Consider the following 17,696-nt stretch of genomic DNA (forward strand, 5'->3'; position numbering starts at 1 on the left):
GGACCTAGGTCCGATCAAGAGTAGGACTTTAGTCTGATGGAAGCGGCTTCGTTGCCAAAATCAGCGAACGATTGCCGGCTGCGATGGTTTTCAGCGAGACTTTTTACGGGCAATTCCAAGTGGTCTCATTTCGGGAGGCAGTGATTTTGCCGGCGGGCATACCTTCGCCGCAGCTCATCCGCATCTCCATCTGGCATTGATCCATTCAATGCGCCGACACCGGAAAACAGGTGTTTCGCTACTGGCCACGACGAACAGGGACAATGTGAGACACCAATTGGACGCGTCAGCAATTTCAAGGCACCGGCGCGCTCGTGGCTGCTGAACGGTGCGACGACAACGGCTGCGATAACGCATTGTTGAAGTTTACCCATCGTCGATACCGGCGTACCATCCCCTGGCAATTCCGTTGATACGCCGATTTCACCGTCAGGCAGGGATGGAAACATGCTCACTCTGAATATCAATGAGCAATTGCACGAGGTCGATGTCCCGGAGGACATGCCGCTTCTTTGGGTGCTGCGGGATCACCTCAATCTGGTCGGTACGAAATATGGCTGCGGCGTCGCCCAGTGCGGCGCCTGCACCGTACATGTCGCTGGCAAACCGGTGCGCTCCTGCCAGCTGACCGTCGGCGACGTCGGCACCCGTGCCGTGATCACCATTGAAGGAATTGGCAAGACGCCGAACGGCGCCAAGGTCCAGCAAGCCTGGATGGAAGCGTCTGTGCCGCAATGCGGCTACTGTCAGGCCGGTCAGATCATGTCGGCGACGGCCTTGCTCAACATCAATCCCCAACCCGACGATTCCGACATCGATGCGGCCATGGCGGGCAATCTCTGTCGATGCGGAACCTACATCCGCATCCGCCGTGCGATCAAGAACGCCGCCGCCAAGCCGGCCTGATCATGAAGAAAATCATCGGCATCCTCCTTGCGGTCATTGTCATCATCGCCCTTGGCTTTGTGGGATGGTTGCTGCTTGGCCGCGATCCGACCTCCTTTGCCGGCGGCTCGACGGTAGCGCTCGACGATTATCAGGCTGGCACCGTGAGCGGTGTTCCGGCCCAGCTTGCCAGTGCCGATAGCGTGAAGCGCGGCGAATATCTCGCCCATGCTGCGGACTGCCAAGCCTGTCATACAGCGCCGGGCGGCATTCCCTTTGCCGGCGGCTTTGCCTTCAACATGCCATTCGGCACCATCTATTCCACCAACATCACGCCGGACAGGGATACCGGCATCGGCAATTACACCGACGCTCAGTTCCTGGCGGCCGTGCACAAGGGTATTCGCGCCGACGGCGAGAAACTCTATCCCGCCATGCCCTATGCGTCCTACACCTATATGACGGACGCCGATGTGCTGGCGATCAAGGCCTATCTCCTGACGCTGCCGCCGGCCCATGCGCCGGCAAAGCCCGACCAGCTTTCATGGCCGTTCGACCAACGTGGCCTGCTGTCGCTGTGGAGCGCTGCGTTCAACACAGACCAACGCTTCCGCCCCAACACAGGTCAGAGCCCGCAGTGGAATCGCGGCGCCTATCTTGCCGAGGCACTCGGCCATTGCGGCGAGTGTCATACGCCCCGCAATCTTGTCTTCGCGCTCGACAATCACCGCAAATTCGCAGGCGCCATCACCGCCGGCTGGCACGCCTATAATATCAGCAGCGACAAGAATTCCGGCATCGGCGACTGGAGCGACGAGGATATCTACCTCTACCTTTCGACCGGCCACGCCAATGGGCATGGTGGTGCGGCCGGCCCGATGGGCGAAGCCACCGACGACAGCCTCAGCTATCTGGTGCCGGACGACGTGCATGCCTTGGTGACCTATCTGCGCAGCATACCGGCCCACGCAACCGACCTGCCGCGCACCGTCACCACGGCAGCGCCGGCATCACACAAGGAGGGCGTGGCGGATGTCGACCCACGCGGCGAGAAGATTTTTGCCGGCGCGTGCGCCAGCTGCCATGATTGGACCGGCGTGAGCCCGGTCACCGGCTATGCGACGCTCACGGGCGTACGCGCCGTCAACGATCCCAGCGCCACCAACGTGGCGCAGACTGTTATCAACGGCGTTAACCGCACGACCGCCGACGGCAGGATCTTCATGCCCGCCTTTGGCCAGGGTTATTCGGATGAGGACATCGCGGCCGTGGCCAACTATGTGACCGCCCGCTTCGGCGCCAAAGGCGCGCATTTGACAGGCAAGGACGTGGCCAACCTGCGAAGGCAGGCGGCCCAGCAACCTCATCCCCCGGAGGCAAACAATGGCTGACATCAGATCTGATTTCGCCGAGTCCGACGCCTATCTCCAGGCGTTAATGCGCGAGGTACGTTCGCTCCCTGTGGCCTATACCGCGCTGAGCATGGGACGGCGCAGCTTTTTCAAGCTCGCCGGCGGCGGCACGGCTGGGCTGATCCTGGGTTTTTATCTCGGCGGCGAGGCTTCCGCGGCCGAGGCGTCTGACGGCGCGAACCAGGCGATGAATGCGTTCATCCGCATCGCTCCGGACAACACGATCACCATTTTCTCCAAGTGTCCAGAGATAGGCCAGGGCATCAAGACCTCCTTTGGCGTCATCATTGCCGAAGAGCTTGATGCGGATTGGAACCATGTCGTGATGGAGCAGGCCGACATCAATCCCAAGGTCTATGGCAGTCAGGGTGCTGGAGGTTCGACGTCGATCCCACGCGCATGGGACCAGTTGCGGCAGGCCGGCGCCGGCGCCAAGGCGATGCTGATCGCCACGGCCGCCGAACAATGGGGGGTGGATTCATCGCAGATCACCGCTCAAGACTCGGTCCTCAGCCATGCCGCCAGCGGCAGATCCGCAACCTATGGATCACTGGCCGCTGCGGCGGCAACAATGCCAGTGCCCGATCCTCGAAGCCTGAAGCTGAAGGCACGCTCCGAATATCGCCTGATCGGCAAGCGGTATCACGGCGTCGACGATCCGAAGGTGGTCAGGGGCGAGCCGCTGTTCGGCATTGATGTCCAACGCCCCGGCATGGTCTATGCCAACTACACCAAATGTCCGGCGGCGGGCGGCAAGGTCAGATCCTTCAATGTCGACGAGATCAAGGCCGAGCGCGGCGTGTTCGATGCCTTTGCCCTGGACGGGACAGGCCAGGCGGTCGAGGTCATGCCGGGTGTCGCCATCATCGCCAGGGATACCTGGAGCGCCTTCCAGGCGAAGAACAAGCTGCAGGTGGACTGGGACCTCGGCGAGGCTTCAACGGATTCCACTTCGAAATTCTCGGCCGAGGCCAGGAAGCTCGCAGCCCATTTTCCGGAAAAGCCGGACGACGATGTCGGCGACGTGGACAAATCCTTCAGCAATGCTGCCAGGACCGTCGAGGCCTATTATGAATATCCCTTCGCCGCCCATGTGCCGCTGGAACCGATGAACACCACCGCGCACTGGCATGACGGGGTGTTGGAAATGTGGGTCCCCACCCAGCAGCCCGATCGTGGCTTGCCGGTGATTGCTAAGGCAGCCGGCATAGCGCAGGAAAAGATCGTGATGCACCAGACCCGCGTTGGCGGCGGTTTCGGGCGGCGGCTGGTCAATGATTATGCCTGCGAGGCGGCAGTCATCGCGCGGAAAGTCAACGCCCCGGTCAAGCTGCAATGGACCCGGGAAGACGATTTCGGCCACGACTTCTACCGCCCGGCCGGTTACCACCAGTTCAAGGGGGCGATCGATAAAGATGGGGGCCTCGACGCCTGGCAGGAACATTTCATCACCTTCACCGCCGACGGCAAGAAGGAGGCAAGCGGCGCCGGCCTGACCGACAATCTGAAATATTCCATCAAGGCGCCCAACCTGCGCCGCGGCAAGACCATGCTGCCGCTAAAGATCCCGACTGGCGCCTGGCGGGCGCCGGGCGACAATGCCCAGGTCTTTGCTGCGCAAAGCTTCATGCACGAGATGTCGCTGGCGTCGGGCCGCGACCACGTCGAATTCCTCGTCGCTGCCGTGAACCGCGACGTGCCTGAGCTTGCACCCAAGGACAAGAGCGTCAACTTCAGTCCCAGGCGAGCCACCGACGTGATCAGGATGTGCGCCGACAAGGCCGGCTGGGGCAAAAAGCTGCCTGATGGCAGCGGATTGGGTCTCGCCTGGTGCTACTCCCACGCCGGCCATGTCGCGCAGGCCGTCGAGCTTCGCGTCGACGCCCGTAAGCAGATCAGGATCGATCGCATCGTCGTGGTGCTTGATGTCGGCCCCATCATCGATATGGCCGGCTCCGAAGCGCAGGCGCAGGGTGCGTCGACCGACGCGCTCTCCACAGCCATGGGCTTGAAGATCACCATCGAAACCGGCCAGATCCAGGAGCAGAACTACAATGCCTATCCGATCCTGCGCATGCCCTTCGCGCCGATGACGATCGATGCCTATTTCATCCAGTCGGACAATCCGCCGACAGGCATGGGCGAACCTGCCTTCCCGGCATTAGCCCCAGCGCTGGGCAATGCCATATTCGCAGCAACGGGAGAGCGGGTGCGCCGCCTGCCGTTGCGTGATCTGGGTTACTCGCTGGCAAGCTGACATATCGCCTTCGCTCGGCCTTCATCGCCTTGATTCATTTTCATCGTGCTCTCGCCCTTTGCGTCGCAATCGAGGTGCAATCCACTTGCACCAAAGCCCAGATGTACCGGCGTACCTGGGCGGCACCCCATTGCGCATGTGTAGCGGATTACGGAACCTAGATCCGATTCCGCGTCCGCTGTAAGAATGTAAGCCGTCAAGCACGATCCTCGGCAATCCCCTCATCGGGGATGCCACCTACGGCTTTAGAGCAATTCCAGGAAAATGCGGAGCAGTTTTCCGACTGGAATCACGTAAAAACAAAGGGATAGAGTGTTTTCGCGATTCTAAGAAAAGCCGAAAGCTCTAGTCGACAGTTTTCCCGCGAGCCTGTTATTGACGCGCGTATTATCGACCTCTTCAATTCCTCCCAGGCTCGATCTCCATCTATCTCACCGGGGTAGATGGAGATCGAGTGCATACTGTTTGATTGTCGGCTTTCTTCGAGGACCATTTCTCAATAGAACCTGTCATTAAAACATGCTCCATAAGTTCGAGACGCTCCGTCAGATAGAGTTGCGGCTCTCCAATACACCGATCGCAATCCATCAAACATTGCAATAGCGGTCCAAGGACCTACAACCATTCATTGAATACGCGAACTAGTTATTTGCATCGATGAACAATTGTTCGCATTGCTCTTGAAAAATGGCGTTACAGCAGTTGCCTACGCTTACCTCCGCCTTACCTTGTCGACAAATATGGATGTCTGTCGACATGGAGGAGAGCATCGTCATGCCAGGTAAGCAATGGTTGATCGGTTTTGCAGATCAAACGAAACTGCAGTGCCACGAGCAACTCCGCCAGAAAATCGATGCAGCCGTGCAGGAGCTTCTGCAAGACGGATGGGAACCTCAGTGCATAGCGGAAACGCTGCTCGAAATCGCCGACAACTATTTCGACACAGTCATTGGTGACATGGAGATGACGCCTTCGACACCATTGCATTGATCTGACATCGACGCTTCGTGTGGCGCTACAGGTTGTTAGCCCGCGGATTTTGTCCCACCACCTGCTCTGCATCTACGGGTACCTCAACCAGGATGGATGGGTGACCGGAGCTGTAGCTTTCGCGCATGATCTCGGCCAGATTGCTCAGATCCGGCATCAGCTTGCGGCTTGACCAGCCGCATGCGCGCGCCATTGCCCCAAAGTCGATGCGGTGCAGATCGCTATGGTAGCGGCTGGATGAATAGTCGGGAATGACCACGGGCAGGCCCTGCACCATGATACCAAGTGCGCCGTTGTCCAGTACGAACAGGACGATCCCCAATGATCGCGCTTCGGCCAGGCAACCGGCAATCAGCCGAAAGCAGCCATCGCCCGTAAACGCGAAGACGGTCGCGTCCGGTTTTGCAAGCTTTGCGCCGATTGCCGCGCCGAATGCTCCGCCCATTGCCGAACCGCGATAAAGCGAATGGAAGCGGGCGTTTGGATGCGGGCGCTGCGTGACATACTGACGATCTTTGTAGGCAAGGCACACGTCATCGAACGCAATGCTTCCCGGCTGCCATTGACGATCGAGCTCCTGGTAAAACCGGGCAATATCGATCGTTCCAGGGCGTGGTGGCATGATCTTACGATCATTGAGATCAGCCACAAAAGCCGGTGCTGGGGGTCGCGATGGCCGAAGATCCTCGAGCCGGCCGATCGCTTCGCTCAGAACCTGATCGATTGGCCCTCGAACATCGAAATATTCGCCGCGCACACGATGCCGAAACCCGCCCCCGACACTGCCATATGGCGCGACGAGGTTGGTGAAATTCCATGTCGTATGGGCAGGTATGTCAGAAAAATTAAGGGTGTATTCGTCAGGGCAGAACCCGAGAGTAATGACAATATCGTCAGGACCGAGACTTTTCCAGAGCTGCATCGCGCGATCATTGCCGCCGAAGCCCAGATAGCCGAAACCGAAGCTATTGTTGCGCGCCACCGCATTCGCCCCGTTTATGCTCCAGACGATCGGCGCCTGTAACACCTTGCACAAACGTGTGGTGAGGACTGGCATGTACGAATACATGGCCGCCTCTTCGCCAGCGAGAATGACCACCCGACGCCCAACCACTTGCCGCGGGAATTCGGCCAAAAAATGGGCGAGCGACCCATGGTCGATCTTGTTCGGTTTATGAGCATAGTCACCGCGCCAAGGCGTATGGACCGGCTCAGACACCGTCTTTCCGAGCGCCTCCGGCGGCATCAGAAGAGCGACGGGCGAGCCTTGATCGAGATGTTTGCGGGCCTGCTCAAGTTGTTCTCCGATATGGTCTGGATCGTTCAAAACGAATGTGCCTGATGGCAGCTCGGCCTTCAACTGAGCCACGACGTCGGCACCCTCCGGGCTCGTGTCCTGCAGCGGTGCACGGTATCGCGTATCCGCCGGACTGAGAGGAATGAGGTAGATTGCGGGAATATTGTGCAGTTTCGCATCACTCAGGCCGCAGGTCAGCAACCGCGTTGCGGCTCCCGTCGTTGCAATGGCTGCACTGACTTTCCCGCTCGCCAGATAGTATCCCAACGGGATGAAGCCAGCGACATATTCGCCGATATTGAAGAAAACCGGGAGTTCGGCGCCTTCGTCGGGGACGGCCATCGGCTCGAGATGTTTGAGCAAATGGATGACCCCTCCCCCCGTGACACCGGCATAGTGACGCACATGCCAGGTTGCGAGCGTGTCGATCAGGAATTCATACCCTGTTTTCGGCTTGGCTACTCGAATATCGCTTGCCGTTTCGACTACAAGATCCATCGTCATTTGCTCGCTTCTCCGCTATGACCTTCGTTCCAGAATTCCGCAAAGTATTGACGTACGTTCTCCCCGGGCCGGATCTGACCCGCAGCAAGCACGGCTCCGGCACATGGCCGATCCCGATTGCATGTTCTGGAAGCAGAATTACGCGATGCGTTTTTCCGGAGAGAACGCTTCCATACCCACAACCGTCGCCAGAAGATCTTCATCGCGAAGCGATGCCTTTTGATCGGCGATATCCTTGAAACGGGAGAAAGCGAGATCGAGATCGGCATCGGAACCGAACTCGACACCCAACGAGCGCATGCACATGCGAAAACCGTTACGGCCCGAATTCTTTCCGAGCACGAGCCGATACTCATCGGCGCCGACCTCCGCCGCCGTCATGATTTGATAGGTCAACGGGTTCTTCAGCATGCCATCCTGGTGAATGCCGGATTGATGCGAGAAAGCATTCTTGCCGACGATCGCCTTGTTAGGCTGCACAACGAAACCGGTGATCTCCGAGACAAGCCTGGATGCAGCCGTCAATCGACGGGTTTCGACCGATGTCCGGCATCGGAAAAAATCCTCGCGTGTATGCAGTGCCATGACGATCTCCTCAAGCGACGCATTGCCCGCTCGCTCACCGATACCGTTGATCGTGCATTCGATCTGGCGCGCGCCCTGCCGGGTTGCTTCGAGTGAGTTGGAAACAGCCATGCCCAGATCATTGTGACAATGCGCCGAGAACACGGCCTTGTCGGCATTCGGTACGACATTGCGCAGATAGGTAAACAGCTTGCCGTATTCGTACGGCGTCGCGTAGCCGACCGTATCCGGCAGGCTGACCGTGGTCGCACCGGCTTTGATCACCTGCTCCACGAAGCGGGCAAGAAACTCCGGCTCCGACCGGCTCGCATCCTCGCAGGAAAACTCGATATCCTCGGAATAGCGTCGCGCATGGAGCACGGCGCGAACGGCATGTTCGAGCACATTTTCCGGCGTCATCTGCAACTTGTATTTCATGTGAATGGGCGAGGTCGCCAGCACGATATGGATGCGGGACGAGGCCGCAGCGGAAACGGCTTCCGCCGTCAGGTCGATGTCGCGCTCGACTGCGCGGCTCAAGCTGCAAATCGTACTGTCCTTGACGACGCGCGCCACGGCTTTGATCGCCTCGAATTCGCCGGGACTGGAGACGGCAAAGCCGGCCTCGATCACATCGACCTTCAGACCTTCGAGCATAAGTGCGATCTCGACTTTTTCGCCGGCGTCGAGGTTGATGCCGGGGCTTTGCTCGCCGTCACGCAAAGTAGTGTCAAAGATAATGATCTTCTCGGTGTTCATGCGACTCTCCCGATCGATTGAAGCATCGGCGTTGCCGAATTCGTAAGGGTTAGCTGTATGGCATTACGCGGAAGTCACGGATGATCGACGCTTCGGGCGCATTTCGTGCCGGCGGCGAAATCCATCACATGGTGCAAGTCCTGTCAGATCTGATCCTGTTTGCCCCTGGCTTTGCTGGCAGGCTGGAAACCGGACAAACCACTCCACGTTCGGCCGGCGTCGACACCCGCGTCGTCGTTGCAATTCCGCAATTCCTGAAGTGCGCCCCCATCCACATGCCTGGCTTTCGATCTGTGCTGGCATCCGCAACCCATGGCAGCGTCGGCTTCGGAGCAAAAATTTCAAACCCGGAGAATTGAATGTCCATGGCGCACCGAATGGTTACGATGGTGAGAATGGCTGCATTCGAGACGGCGGTATTTTAGAAAACTATGGACTATTTTTAGGAAATAACGGTTTCTGTTTGGCCACCAACAGGTGTCTCCGCTTTGCCACACTTACTTCTGCAGGATTATTTCAATGATATGGCGAGGGCAGTATCTGCCTCGGCTTGCAGGCGGGATGAGACAGCGCGCCCATCACGCACGGCCCTTCGGGCACGCGTTTCGACGCCAGGTTTGAAAATCCCTCGCACGGCCGTCTCCTAGCTTGAAGGCTCCGTTCTCGTTCCCGCCCGGCTTAAGGATTAAGAACCTTTGAATCTACTGGCGCCCTGATGAGCACGACGCCTGCACTTAGGCGCCCCGCACCAAACCGCCGACGCACTGTGCCACGGAAGCATCGTCGCCAGGAGCCGGAAAACGCATGCGCCTGGAAAAAACTCCGTCCGCATCGAGGCAGCAAGGCTTGCCTGCCCTCGAAACGTCGGATGCTTGCAAGAGCACGGATGGCGGTTGCAGCTTACGCGGTCTGCTTGGGCCGCCAGCGCAACAGATAGGCTTCGAGCGCATAGGCAAGCCGGTTAAGGGTGAATCCGACAAGACCGAGCACGAGGACACCGACCATGACAAGCGCCATGTCGAACCGCTCGCGACCGGCAATGACCAGACCGCCGACGCCGGGGCCGACCGCCAGGAAATACTCTGCCCCGACAGTCGCGAGCCAGGCATAGATCAGGCCAAGATGCACGCCTGTCGCGATCGACGGCATCGCCGAGGGAATGTAGATGCGCAATGCTTTCTGCCTTGCATTGAACTTCAGCGCCCTTGCGACCTCCAGAAGATCAGCCGGCGCCTCCCGCATGCCGTCATAGGTATTGAGAACGATGGGTATGAAGGCCGCGAGCGCGACGAAGACGATCTTTGCCTGCTCGCCAAAACCGAACCAGACCGAGATCAGCGGTATCCAGGCAAGAAGGGAGATCTGCTTCAACCCGTTGAAGGTCGGCATGATCAACCGGTCGGCAATCCGCGAGAGCGCCAGCAAACTCGCAAAGCCGACGCCGAGCACGCATCCAATCAGAAAGCCGGCGATATTGCGCATCAGGCTGAAGCCCAGTTCGCCGATGAGATCATTGTCGATCAGCTCGCGCTTGCCTGTGGCGACGACATCCTCCAGCGACGGCAGAAAGCGCGCATCCACCAGACCGATGCGGCTTGAGACTTCCCAGGCGGCGAGGAGAAGGATCGGCAGCGTTATGCCGCGCCGAAACCGGATGAAAGGGCTGGTTTGCGTCATTGTCAAATCTCCTGCCGTTTCCAGCGCTGGATCAACAGCTCCGTGCGATCAAGGCCCTTGTCCATGACAAAGCCGACCAGCCCAATCGCGATCATCGCGACGATGACCGTATCGAGCCAGAACATCTGCCGACCCCAGACCAGCAGGTAGCCGAGCCCCTCGGAAGAGGCGAGCAACTCGACACCGACGAGCGAAGTCCATGAATGGGTGAGGCCATAGCGGATACCCGTGAATATCGACGGAAGCGCACCCGGCAGCACGATCAGACGCAGGGTCTGCCAGCGGCTGAAACGCAGCGCCCTGCCGACTTCGAGATATTTCGGCGACACGCCACGGATTCCGGCGAGCGTGTTCATCGTCATCGGCACGATGGCACCCTTGGCGATGATGATGATCTTCAAGGTTTCCTCGATGCCGACAAGCAGCATGAGAAGCGGAATCCATCCGAGAGTCGGAATTTGCGCAAAGGCGAGGAAAAGCGGCTTCACATAGTCCTCGACCGTTTCGGAAAGCCCCATGGCAATGCCGAGCAACAGACCGAGCCCAGCGCCTATGGCAAAGCCAATGACGACGCGGCCGAGGCTCACTCCGGTATGATAGAGAAGCTCGCCGCTGAGGATCATGTCGCGGCCGGTCTGATAGACATAGGTCGGCGGCGGCAGGATCTGCTCCGGTAGCCAGCCTCTGGCGGAGGCTACCCACCAGAGAACAAACAACCCAAGCGGAAAGATAAGGCCGGTCGCGAAAACCGCGACGCGCCGTAGCCTTGCGGATGATAGCGGGAGGCCGGCTCGACCGGCGGTCTCGGCAACAACGCTCATACAAGCCTCCTTCGCTCACTCGGCTGGCGACGATCAGGAGGCGGCCGGCTTTCCATCGGCGCCATAAGGCTGCCAGAACTTTGTCAGACCAAGCCTTTCCAGCGCGCTGTTGAGGTACTTAGGCTCGAACCAGCCATTGAGATCGACATCACGGCGGATCAGGCCATATTCCTTGCTCTTGATCGCCTGTTCCTTGTACTGCGAGACTAGGAGATCATCGATCAACGGCGAATTGCGATAGGCCAGCGTATCGTTGCGGAAATATTCCTCCAGGATCGGTACGGGCGTGCCGGACTTGTGCCAGAGTTCGAAGAGCGCTGCACGGTTTTGCTCCTCGGACGACCATTGCGCCGCCTTGACGAAAGCATCGACGACACGCTGCGTGATCTCCGGATGGGCGTCGATGAAGGCCTGGCGGCCGATGACACCGGCATTGCGCCCGAAACGCGGATCGTCGCCCTTCGTCGTGTAGATGATATCGGCGCTATCCTTCGCCGCCAGATTGATGAGCTGCGTATCGCCGAAGGCCGCATCGATATCCTTGCTGGTCAGGGCCGCGACCGTGCCGGCTGTATCGAGGTTGACGACCTGGATGTCGCGCTCGGTCAATCCATGCGCCTGCAGGATCTTGATTGCGGAGAGATGGCCGTTGGTGCCGCGCTGCAGCGCGACCTTGCGCCCCTTCAGATCCTCGATCTCCTTGATGCCGGATCCCTTGGCGACAGCGAGATAGAGCGGCTTGCGTGCGCCGCTCGCCAGCAGAAACTTCGTCTTCAGGCCCGTTGCGCGCCCGATCAGCGCGGGAAGATCACCCTGATAGGCAAAGTCGAGCTGGTCGTTGGCAAAGCCTTCATTGACAGCTGGACCTGCCCCCTTGAAAAAAGTCCATTCGATCTTGACGTTCGGATCGTTGGCAAATTCCTTTTCCAGAAATTCGCCGGCACGCGCCGTCGCCGCCGACGTCCCCTCGGCATAGGGCTTGTTGTCGACGCCGATTGCCGCGTATCCGACGTGAATGACGAGGGGGTCCTGCGCCCGGGCGGGGGCGGACAATAGCGTCAAGGCGACCGCCGCACCGGCGACCAAACGGGAAATAATGGACAGTTTCATCTGTTGCTCCGTGATTATTCTGCAGCGACGACGGCAGGCCGGGCTTCGACCACCGGACTTGTAATGCCGGATGAAGCGCGAGGCGTTGATGTCGTGGCGTTGAGGCTCTCAAGAACGCGATTGCGGATTTCGACCAGCCGAGGAGAGGTGCGTTCGCGCGGGCGCGGCAAATCCACCGCAACGATGTCGCGGATGCGACCCGGCCGGGGTGACATGACCACGACGCGATCACCGAGATAGACGGCCTCCTCGACATCATGCGTCACAAGGACCATGGTGATGCGTTCCTTCGCCCAGATCGTCTGCAACTCGTCCTGCAGCCTTGCCTTGGTGATGGCATCGAGCGCACCAAAGGGTTCGTCGAGAAAGAGTACATTGGGGCGGTTGACCAGACCGCGAGCGATGCCGGCGCGCTGGGCCATCCCGCCGGAAAGCTGGTGTGGGTAGGCTTTGGCAAAGCCGGAAAGCCCGACAAGTTCAAGATGGGATTCGACGAGCCTGCTCTTCTCCGCCTTGGACAGGCCGGAGTTTTCCAGGCCGAGCGCGATATTGCGGGCGACCGTCAACCAGGGGAAAAGCCGCGGCTCCTGAAAGACGATGCCACGCTCGAGGCTCGGCTCCTTGACCGGCCGCCCGGCATGACCGACGAAGCCCGATGTCGGAAGATCGAGACCGGCGCCAAGACGCAAGAGCGTCGACTTTCCGCAACCACTCGCTCCGACGATGGTGACAAACTCGCCCTCGGCGATATCGAGGCTGACATCGTCGAGCGCGGTCAATGTCTCACCGTTCACCTTGAACTGGCGGGTGACATGGCCGATCTGAAGGTGCAGGGAATTGCCCATGGCCTGCTACTCCGCAGCAACGGCGTGCTGCGCCGGATGCAGGGGTACTTTCAGTCCGAGATTTTCGCGCAGCGTCGCACCCTCGTAGTCGCTGCGGAAAAGCCCGCGGCGACGCAGCTCCGGCAACACATGCTCGACGAAATCATAAAGGCCGGTCGGCAGTTGCGGCGGCATGACATTGAAGCCGTCGGCCGCGCCCGTCCTGAACCATTCTTCCATCTGATCGGCGATCTCGATCGGTGTTCCCAGAATCTGCCAATGGCCGCGCGCGCCGGCAATGCGAAGGTAGAGCTCTCTGATCGTCAAGTTTTCGCGCCTGGCAAGATCAAGCAGCAATTTCTGGCGGCTTTTGCTGCCATTCGTTTCCGGCAGATCCGGAATGGGGCCGTCGAGCGGATATTGCGAGAGGTCGACACCGCCGGACATGCCGTTCAGCATCGAAAGGCCGACAACCGGATGGACGAGATCCTGAAGCTCTGCAAATTTTTGCCGCGCCTCCTCACGCGTCCGGCCGACGACCGGGAAGATGCCGGGCATGATCTTGAGGTCGTCATGACCTCGGCCATATTTTTGAAGACGGCCCTTGAGATCCGCATAAAAGGCCCGGGCATCCTCGATGGTCTGATGAGCCGTGAAAACAACCTCTGCTGTGCGGGCGGCAAGCTCCCTGCCGGGCTCGGACGAGCCGGCTTGCACGAGAACGGGATGTCCCTGCGGAGCCCGCGCCACGTTCAGCGGGCCGCGGACCTTGAAGTGCTTTCCGTTGTGATTGAGGATGTGCTGCTTATTCGGATCGTAGTAAATGCCGCTCTGCTTGTTGCGGGGAAAGGCGTCCTCTTCCCAGGTGTCCCAGAGGCCGAGCACGACATCGGCGAATTCTTCGGCCCGTTCATAGCGTTCGGCGTGCGCATAATGTTCGTCCCTGCCGAAATTATGCGCCTCGTGATCGCTCGACGAGGTCACGAGGTTCCAGCCGGCACGGCCGCCGCTGATATGATCGAGCGAGGCGAATTTGCGGGCGATATGGTAGGGCTCGTTGAAGGAGGTCGAGGCAGTGGCGACAAAGCCAATGTTTTTCGTCACCGCCGCCAGCGCCGAAAGCAATGTGATCGGCTCGAATTGCGCGACATAGCGCTGCGCCGTACGCTGCAACGCCTCGGTATCGTCTCCTCGGGTGCCGACGCCGTCGGCCAGGAAGATCAGGTCGAATTTCGCGGCTTCGGCAATTTGCGCAAGCTCGACATAATGGGCAAAATTGGAGCCGGCATCTGCCTGCGTCAATGGATGCCGCCAGGCAGCGATGTGATGGCCGGTCGGGTAAAGGAAAGCGCCGAGCTTCAGTTGTCGTTGTTTACCCTTCATCATCGTCTCCGTGATCGCAACGGAAAGAAGGCTAAACTTTAAAGATAATAATCTATAGAAATTATATTCTATTTACCGCCGTTACTTCGGATTCGTTCGTCGCCGGGGATGCCGAACCGGCTAAGATCGTTTCACGGTGATAAGCCCTGAAGGCTGGAAATTGCGGCCGTGGATTGCTCACCGCCTCACCGGGGAAAGAATTTCTTCCCGCCGGATCAAATAGATATTGCTGGACTTGGGCCTGTTATCACCGAACCCTTCGTGCCCGGAAGCGGCGGTGCGCCGCTCACATCCATAGGCGTGAAGTGCACATGTCTTTTACATCAGACCTCTCCGATCCACTCGTCGCCAAAGCGATCGAACTCAGGCAGGCGTTCCATCGGGATGCGGTGGCGCGCGACAAGGCCGGCGGCCGACCAGTTGAACAGATCCGCCTACTGAAGCAGAGCGGCCTGCCTTCCGCGCAGATCCCCACGCGGTACGGCGGCAAAGGCGCTTCCTGGCTCTCCATCCTGCGTGTCGTACGGGAATTTGCCCGCACCGACGGGTCGCTCGCGCACCTCTTCGGCTACCATCACCTGCCCCTGAACGTCGTTCTCTTCCGCGGCTCCGACGTACAGAGGGAGCGCCTGCTCAGGGCCTCCGCGGCAAACAATTTCGTCTGGGGCAATTCCGGCAACGCCATGTCAAAAACCTCGTCTGGACGCCGGATCGACCATGGCTGGCTGGTCAACGGCAAACGACCTTTTTCCTCCGGCTCGCATATATCAGACTATATCCAGATCTCCTTCGAAAATGCCGATGGCGAACGGCTGACGGCTGCCGTTCCCGCCAATCGGAACGGCATTGCCATCGAGGACGACTGGGACGGCATCGGCCAGCGCCAGACCGGCAGCGGCACGGTCAGTTTTCACGACCTCGAGATCGCGGATGACGAGCTCATCAGTTCGCCTGCCGTCCCCCTTACCCCCTACACCTCGCTCACGTCCCTGCTGCAGCAAAGCGTGCTGCTCAACGTCTTCGTCGGCAGCGCCCAAGGCGCTCTGGAAGAAGGCCGGGCCTACACGACGACGTCCTCACGGCCCTGGATCTATTCGGGTGTCGACAAGCATACCGACGATCCCTGGATCAAGCGGCAGTACGGCGACCTCTACATCCGCACGCTCGCCGCCACCGAGCTTGCCGACAAGGCGGCACGCAGCCTCGACGACGCCTTCAACCAGGGACCCGGCCTGACGCATGAAGATCGTGGGGCCGCCGCCATCGATATCGCCACGGCCAATGTCTATGCCGGCGAGGTCGGGCTTGCTGTCTCCAGCGAGATCTTCGAGGTCATGGGCGCGCGCTCGGCAACGACAGCCAATGGCTTCGACCGCTTCTGGCGCAATGTGCGCACCCACACGCTGCACAACCCTGCCGAATACAAGAAGCGGACACTTGGCACCTTCCTGCTTTCCGGTGAACTCCCCATTCCGGCAATGTACCGCTGAAAGGACATCTCATGGCTAGACGCAAGGACCAGATCAAGCTCGGCGCCTTCCTGCTCTTCACCGGTCATCATGTCGCCGCCTGGCGGCATCCGGAAGCGTCCGTCGGGACCGAATTCGAGAACTATCTGGAGCTTGCCAAACTCGCAGAGGCCGCCAAATTCGACACGATCTTTTTTGCCGACGGCGTTGCCGCGCGGCTGAAGGATTTGAATGCGGCAAGCCGCAAGGCGCATAGTGGCATCTATCCGTTCGAGCCGATCACGCTTCTGTCGGCGCTTGCCAGCGTCACCCGCAATATCGGCTTGATCGCAACCGCCTCGACGAGCTTTTCCGATCCGTTCAACCTTGCGCGCCAGTTCGGCTCGCTCGACCGCTTGAGCGGCGGCCGCGCCGGCTGGAACCTCGTGACGTCGTCCGATCCGGATGCGGCCTTCAACTTCGGCCATGACGCTCAGGTCCTGCATGCCGATCGTTATGAACGGGCCGAGGAGTTTGCCGATGTCGTGCTTGGCCTCTGGGACAGCTGGGAAGACGACGCCTTCGTCCGTGATCGCGAGAGCGGCCGCTATTTCGATCCGGAGAAGCTGCATCGGCTCGACCATAAGGGACGCTACTTCAAGGTGCGCGGGCCGCTGAACATTCCGCGCTCGCCGCAGGGACGTCCGGTTGTCGTGCAGGCCGGGGCCTCGGAGCCGGGTAAGGAACTGGCCGCGCGCACGGCCGAAGCGATCTTCGCCGCACAGATTACGCTTGACGAGGCCAAGGCGTTTTATGCCGATGTGAAAGGCCGGCTCGGCAAATATGGCCGCTCGCCGGATGACCTGAAGATCCTGCCGGGCATCTTTCCGGTCGTCGGACGGAGCGAGGCGGAAGCGGAAGACAAGTTCCAGGCGCTTCAGGAGCTCATCCAGCCGGAGGTCGGCCTTAACCTTCTCTCGCAGCTGACCGGCGTCGATCTCAGTTCCTATCCGCTTGACGGTCCGGTGCCGCCCGAGCCGCCGGTCACCAATGCCGGCAAGAGCCGCCAGGAACTGGTTCTCGATCTCGCCCGCCGCGAAAACCTGACGATCCGTCAGCTCTATCTTCGCATCGCCGGCGCCCGCGGTCATTGGCAGGTGGTCGGCACCCCGACGCAGATCGCCGATGTCATGGAAGAACGCTTCGAAAACTACGGCGCCGACGGCTTTAACATCATGGCGCCGATCATGCCCGGCGGGCTTGCCGATTTCATCACGCTCGTCGTGCCGGAGCTGCGTCGCCGCGGGCTCTTCCGCAGCGAATATGAGGGCACGACGCTGCGGGAAAATCTCGGGCTCAAGCGTCCAGCCAACCGTTTTTCCGCAGAAAATGCGGTCGCAGCAGAATAGGAGACCATCAGATGGCGCGTGACAAACTTTTCCTCATTTCACCGGGCTTTGCCGATCCGAAACATCCGGGTGTCAGCTTCGTCTGCCCCTATTGCAACGCCATCGAAGGATTGCTTGCTTCCTTCCCCGATCTCGCTTCGGCAATCGATATCGAAAGAGTCGCCTTCCTGCGGCCGCGCCAAAAGGTGATCGACGTTGCCGGCGAGGAAAACCAGTCTCTGCCGCTCCTGATCCTTGCGGAGAGCCCGCCTGATGATGCCGGCAACTGGCACGGCACGCGCTTCGTCAATTCGACCGATCGCATCCTCGAGCTGCTTGCCGAACGGCACGGCTTTCCACGCGTGCATTAGCAACGA

Annotated in this window: 15 protein-coding genes; 8 read left to right on the top strand and 7 right to left on the bottom strand. The window is 59.8% G+C overall.

The annotated features are described in order from the left end of the window. The first annotated feature begins 447 nt into the window (after positions 1–447). From AC13Q5_RS23240 to AC13Q5_RS23255, 4 genes are all read left to right on the top strand, one after another. Positions 448–906, top strand: a complete 459-nt coding sequence (locus AC13Q5_RS23240; RefSeq protein WP_075854406.1) for a (2Fe-2S)-binding protein — start codon at positions 448–450, stop codon at positions 904–906. A 2-nt stretch (positions 907–908) separates the two neighbouring features. Further along, positions 909–2,276, top strand: a complete 1,368-nt coding sequence (locus AC13Q5_RS23245; RefSeq protein ID WP_488503293.1) for a c-type cytochrome — start codon at positions 909–911, stop codon at positions 2,274–2,276. Next, complete coding sequence (locus AC13Q5_RS23250; RefSeq protein WP_488503294.1) at positions 2,269–4,554, top strand: xanthine dehydrogenase family protein molybdopterin-binding subunit; 2,286 nt, start codon at positions 2,269–2,271, stop codon at positions 4,552–4,554. The genes AC13Q5_RS23245 and AC13Q5_RS23250 overlap by 8 nt, the downstream gene beginning before the upstream one ends. A gap of 756 nt (positions 4,555–5,310) precedes the next feature. Then, positions 5,311–5,544 (top strand): hypothetical protein, encoded by a 234-nt coding sequence (locus AC13Q5_RS23255; protein WP_143525471.1) that lies wholly within the window; start codon positions 5,311–5,313, stop codon positions 5,542–5,544. A gap of 25 nt (positions 5,545–5,569) precedes the next feature. Here AC13Q5_RS23255 and AC13Q5_RS23260 read toward each other — a convergent pair whose 3' ends face one another. Continuing rightward, positions 5,570–7,345 (bottom strand): thiamine pyrophosphate-dependent enzyme, encoded by a 1,776-nt coding sequence (locus AC13Q5_RS23260; protein ID WP_488503295.1) that lies wholly within the window; start codon positions 7,343–7,345, stop codon positions 5,570–5,572. A gap of 138 nt (positions 7,346–7,483) precedes the next feature. Next, positions 7,484–8,668 carry a 2-isopropylmalate synthase gene (locus AC13Q5_RS23265; protein WP_488503296.1) on the bottom strand — a complete coding sequence of 395 codons (1,185 nt, stop codon included), beginning with the start codon at positions 8,666–8,668 and terminating at the stop codon, positions 7,484–7,486. An 80-nt stretch (positions 8,669–8,748) separates the two neighbouring features. Between AC13Q5_RS23265 and AC13Q5_RS23270 the strand changes: the two genes are divergently transcribed. Beyond that, positions 8,749–9,027: a hypothetical protein gene (locus AC13Q5_RS23270; RefSeq protein ID WP_488503297.1), complete on the top strand. Its 279-nt coding sequence runs from the start codon at positions 8,749–8,751 to the stop codon at positions 9,025–9,027. A 541-nt stretch (positions 9,028–9,568) separates the two neighbouring features. Here AC13Q5_RS23270 and AC13Q5_RS23275 read toward each other — a convergent pair. The 5 genes from AC13Q5_RS23275 to AC13Q5_RS23295 are packed head-to-tail and all read right to left on the bottom strand — an operon-like array spanning position 9,569 to position 14,483. Beyond that, the gene (locus AC13Q5_RS23275; RefSeq protein WP_488503298.1) at positions 9,569–10,345 is read right to left on the bottom strand and encodes an ABC transporter permease; all 777 of its coding nucleotides are present in this window, start codon (positions 10,343–10,345) and stop codon (positions 9,569–9,571) included. Between the two features lie 2 nt (positions 10,346–10,347). Continuing rightward, positions 10,348–11,166 carry an ABC transporter permease gene (locus AC13Q5_RS23280; protein ID WP_488503299.1) on the bottom strand — a complete coding sequence of 273 codons (819 nt, stop codon included), beginning with the start codon at positions 11,164–11,166 and terminating at the stop codon, positions 10,348–10,350. Positions 11,167–11,199: 33 nt separating this feature from the next. Next, positions 11,200–12,276 carry an ABC transporter substrate-binding protein gene (locus AC13Q5_RS23285; RefSeq protein ID WP_488503300.1) on the bottom strand — a complete coding sequence of 359 codons (1,077 nt, stop codon included), beginning with the start codon at positions 12,274–12,276 and terminating at the stop codon, positions 11,200–11,202. Between the two features lie 14 nt (positions 12,277–12,290). Beyond that, complete coding sequence (locus AC13Q5_RS23290; protein ID WP_075854415.1) at positions 12,291–13,121, bottom strand: ABC transporter ATP-binding protein; 831 nt, start codon at positions 13,119–13,121, stop codon at positions 12,291–12,293. Positions 13,122–13,127: 6 nt separating this feature from the next. Continuing rightward, complete coding sequence (locus tag AC13Q5_RS23295) at positions 13,128–14,483, bottom strand: LLM class flavin-dependent oxidoreductase (RefSeq protein WP_488503301.1); 1,356 nt, start codon at positions 14,481–14,483, stop codon at positions 13,128–13,130. Positions 14,484–14,794: 311 nt separating this feature from the next. Here AC13Q5_RS23295 and AC13Q5_RS23300 point away from each other — a divergent pair, with 311 nt between their 5' ends. Genes AC13Q5_RS23300 through AC13Q5_RS23310 form a run of 3 tightly spaced genes read left to right on the top strand, consistent with a single transcriptional unit; the run spans position 14,795 to position 17,690 of the window. Further along, positions 14,795–15,973, top strand: a complete 1,179-nt coding sequence (locus AC13Q5_RS23300; RefSeq protein ID WP_488503302.1) for an acyl-CoA dehydrogenase family protein — start codon at positions 14,795–14,797, stop codon at positions 15,971–15,973. Between the two features lie 11 nt (positions 15,974–15,984). Continuing rightward, the gene (locus AC13Q5_RS23305) at positions 15,985–17,340 is read left to right on the top strand and encodes an LLM class flavin-dependent oxidoreductase (protein ID WP_488503303.1); all 1,356 of its coding nucleotides are present in this window, start codon (positions 15,985–15,987) and stop codon (positions 17,338–17,340) included. An 11-nt stretch (positions 17,341–17,351) separates the two neighbouring features. Next, entirely contained in the window at positions 17,352–17,690 is a 339-nt protein-coding gene (locus AC13Q5_RS23310) for a DUF3088 domain-containing protein (protein WP_488503304.1), read from the top strand. Positions 17,691–17,696 lie beyond the last annotated feature (6 nt).

It is taken from the genome of Martinezella sp. CNPSo 3964, from assembly GCF_057784375.1.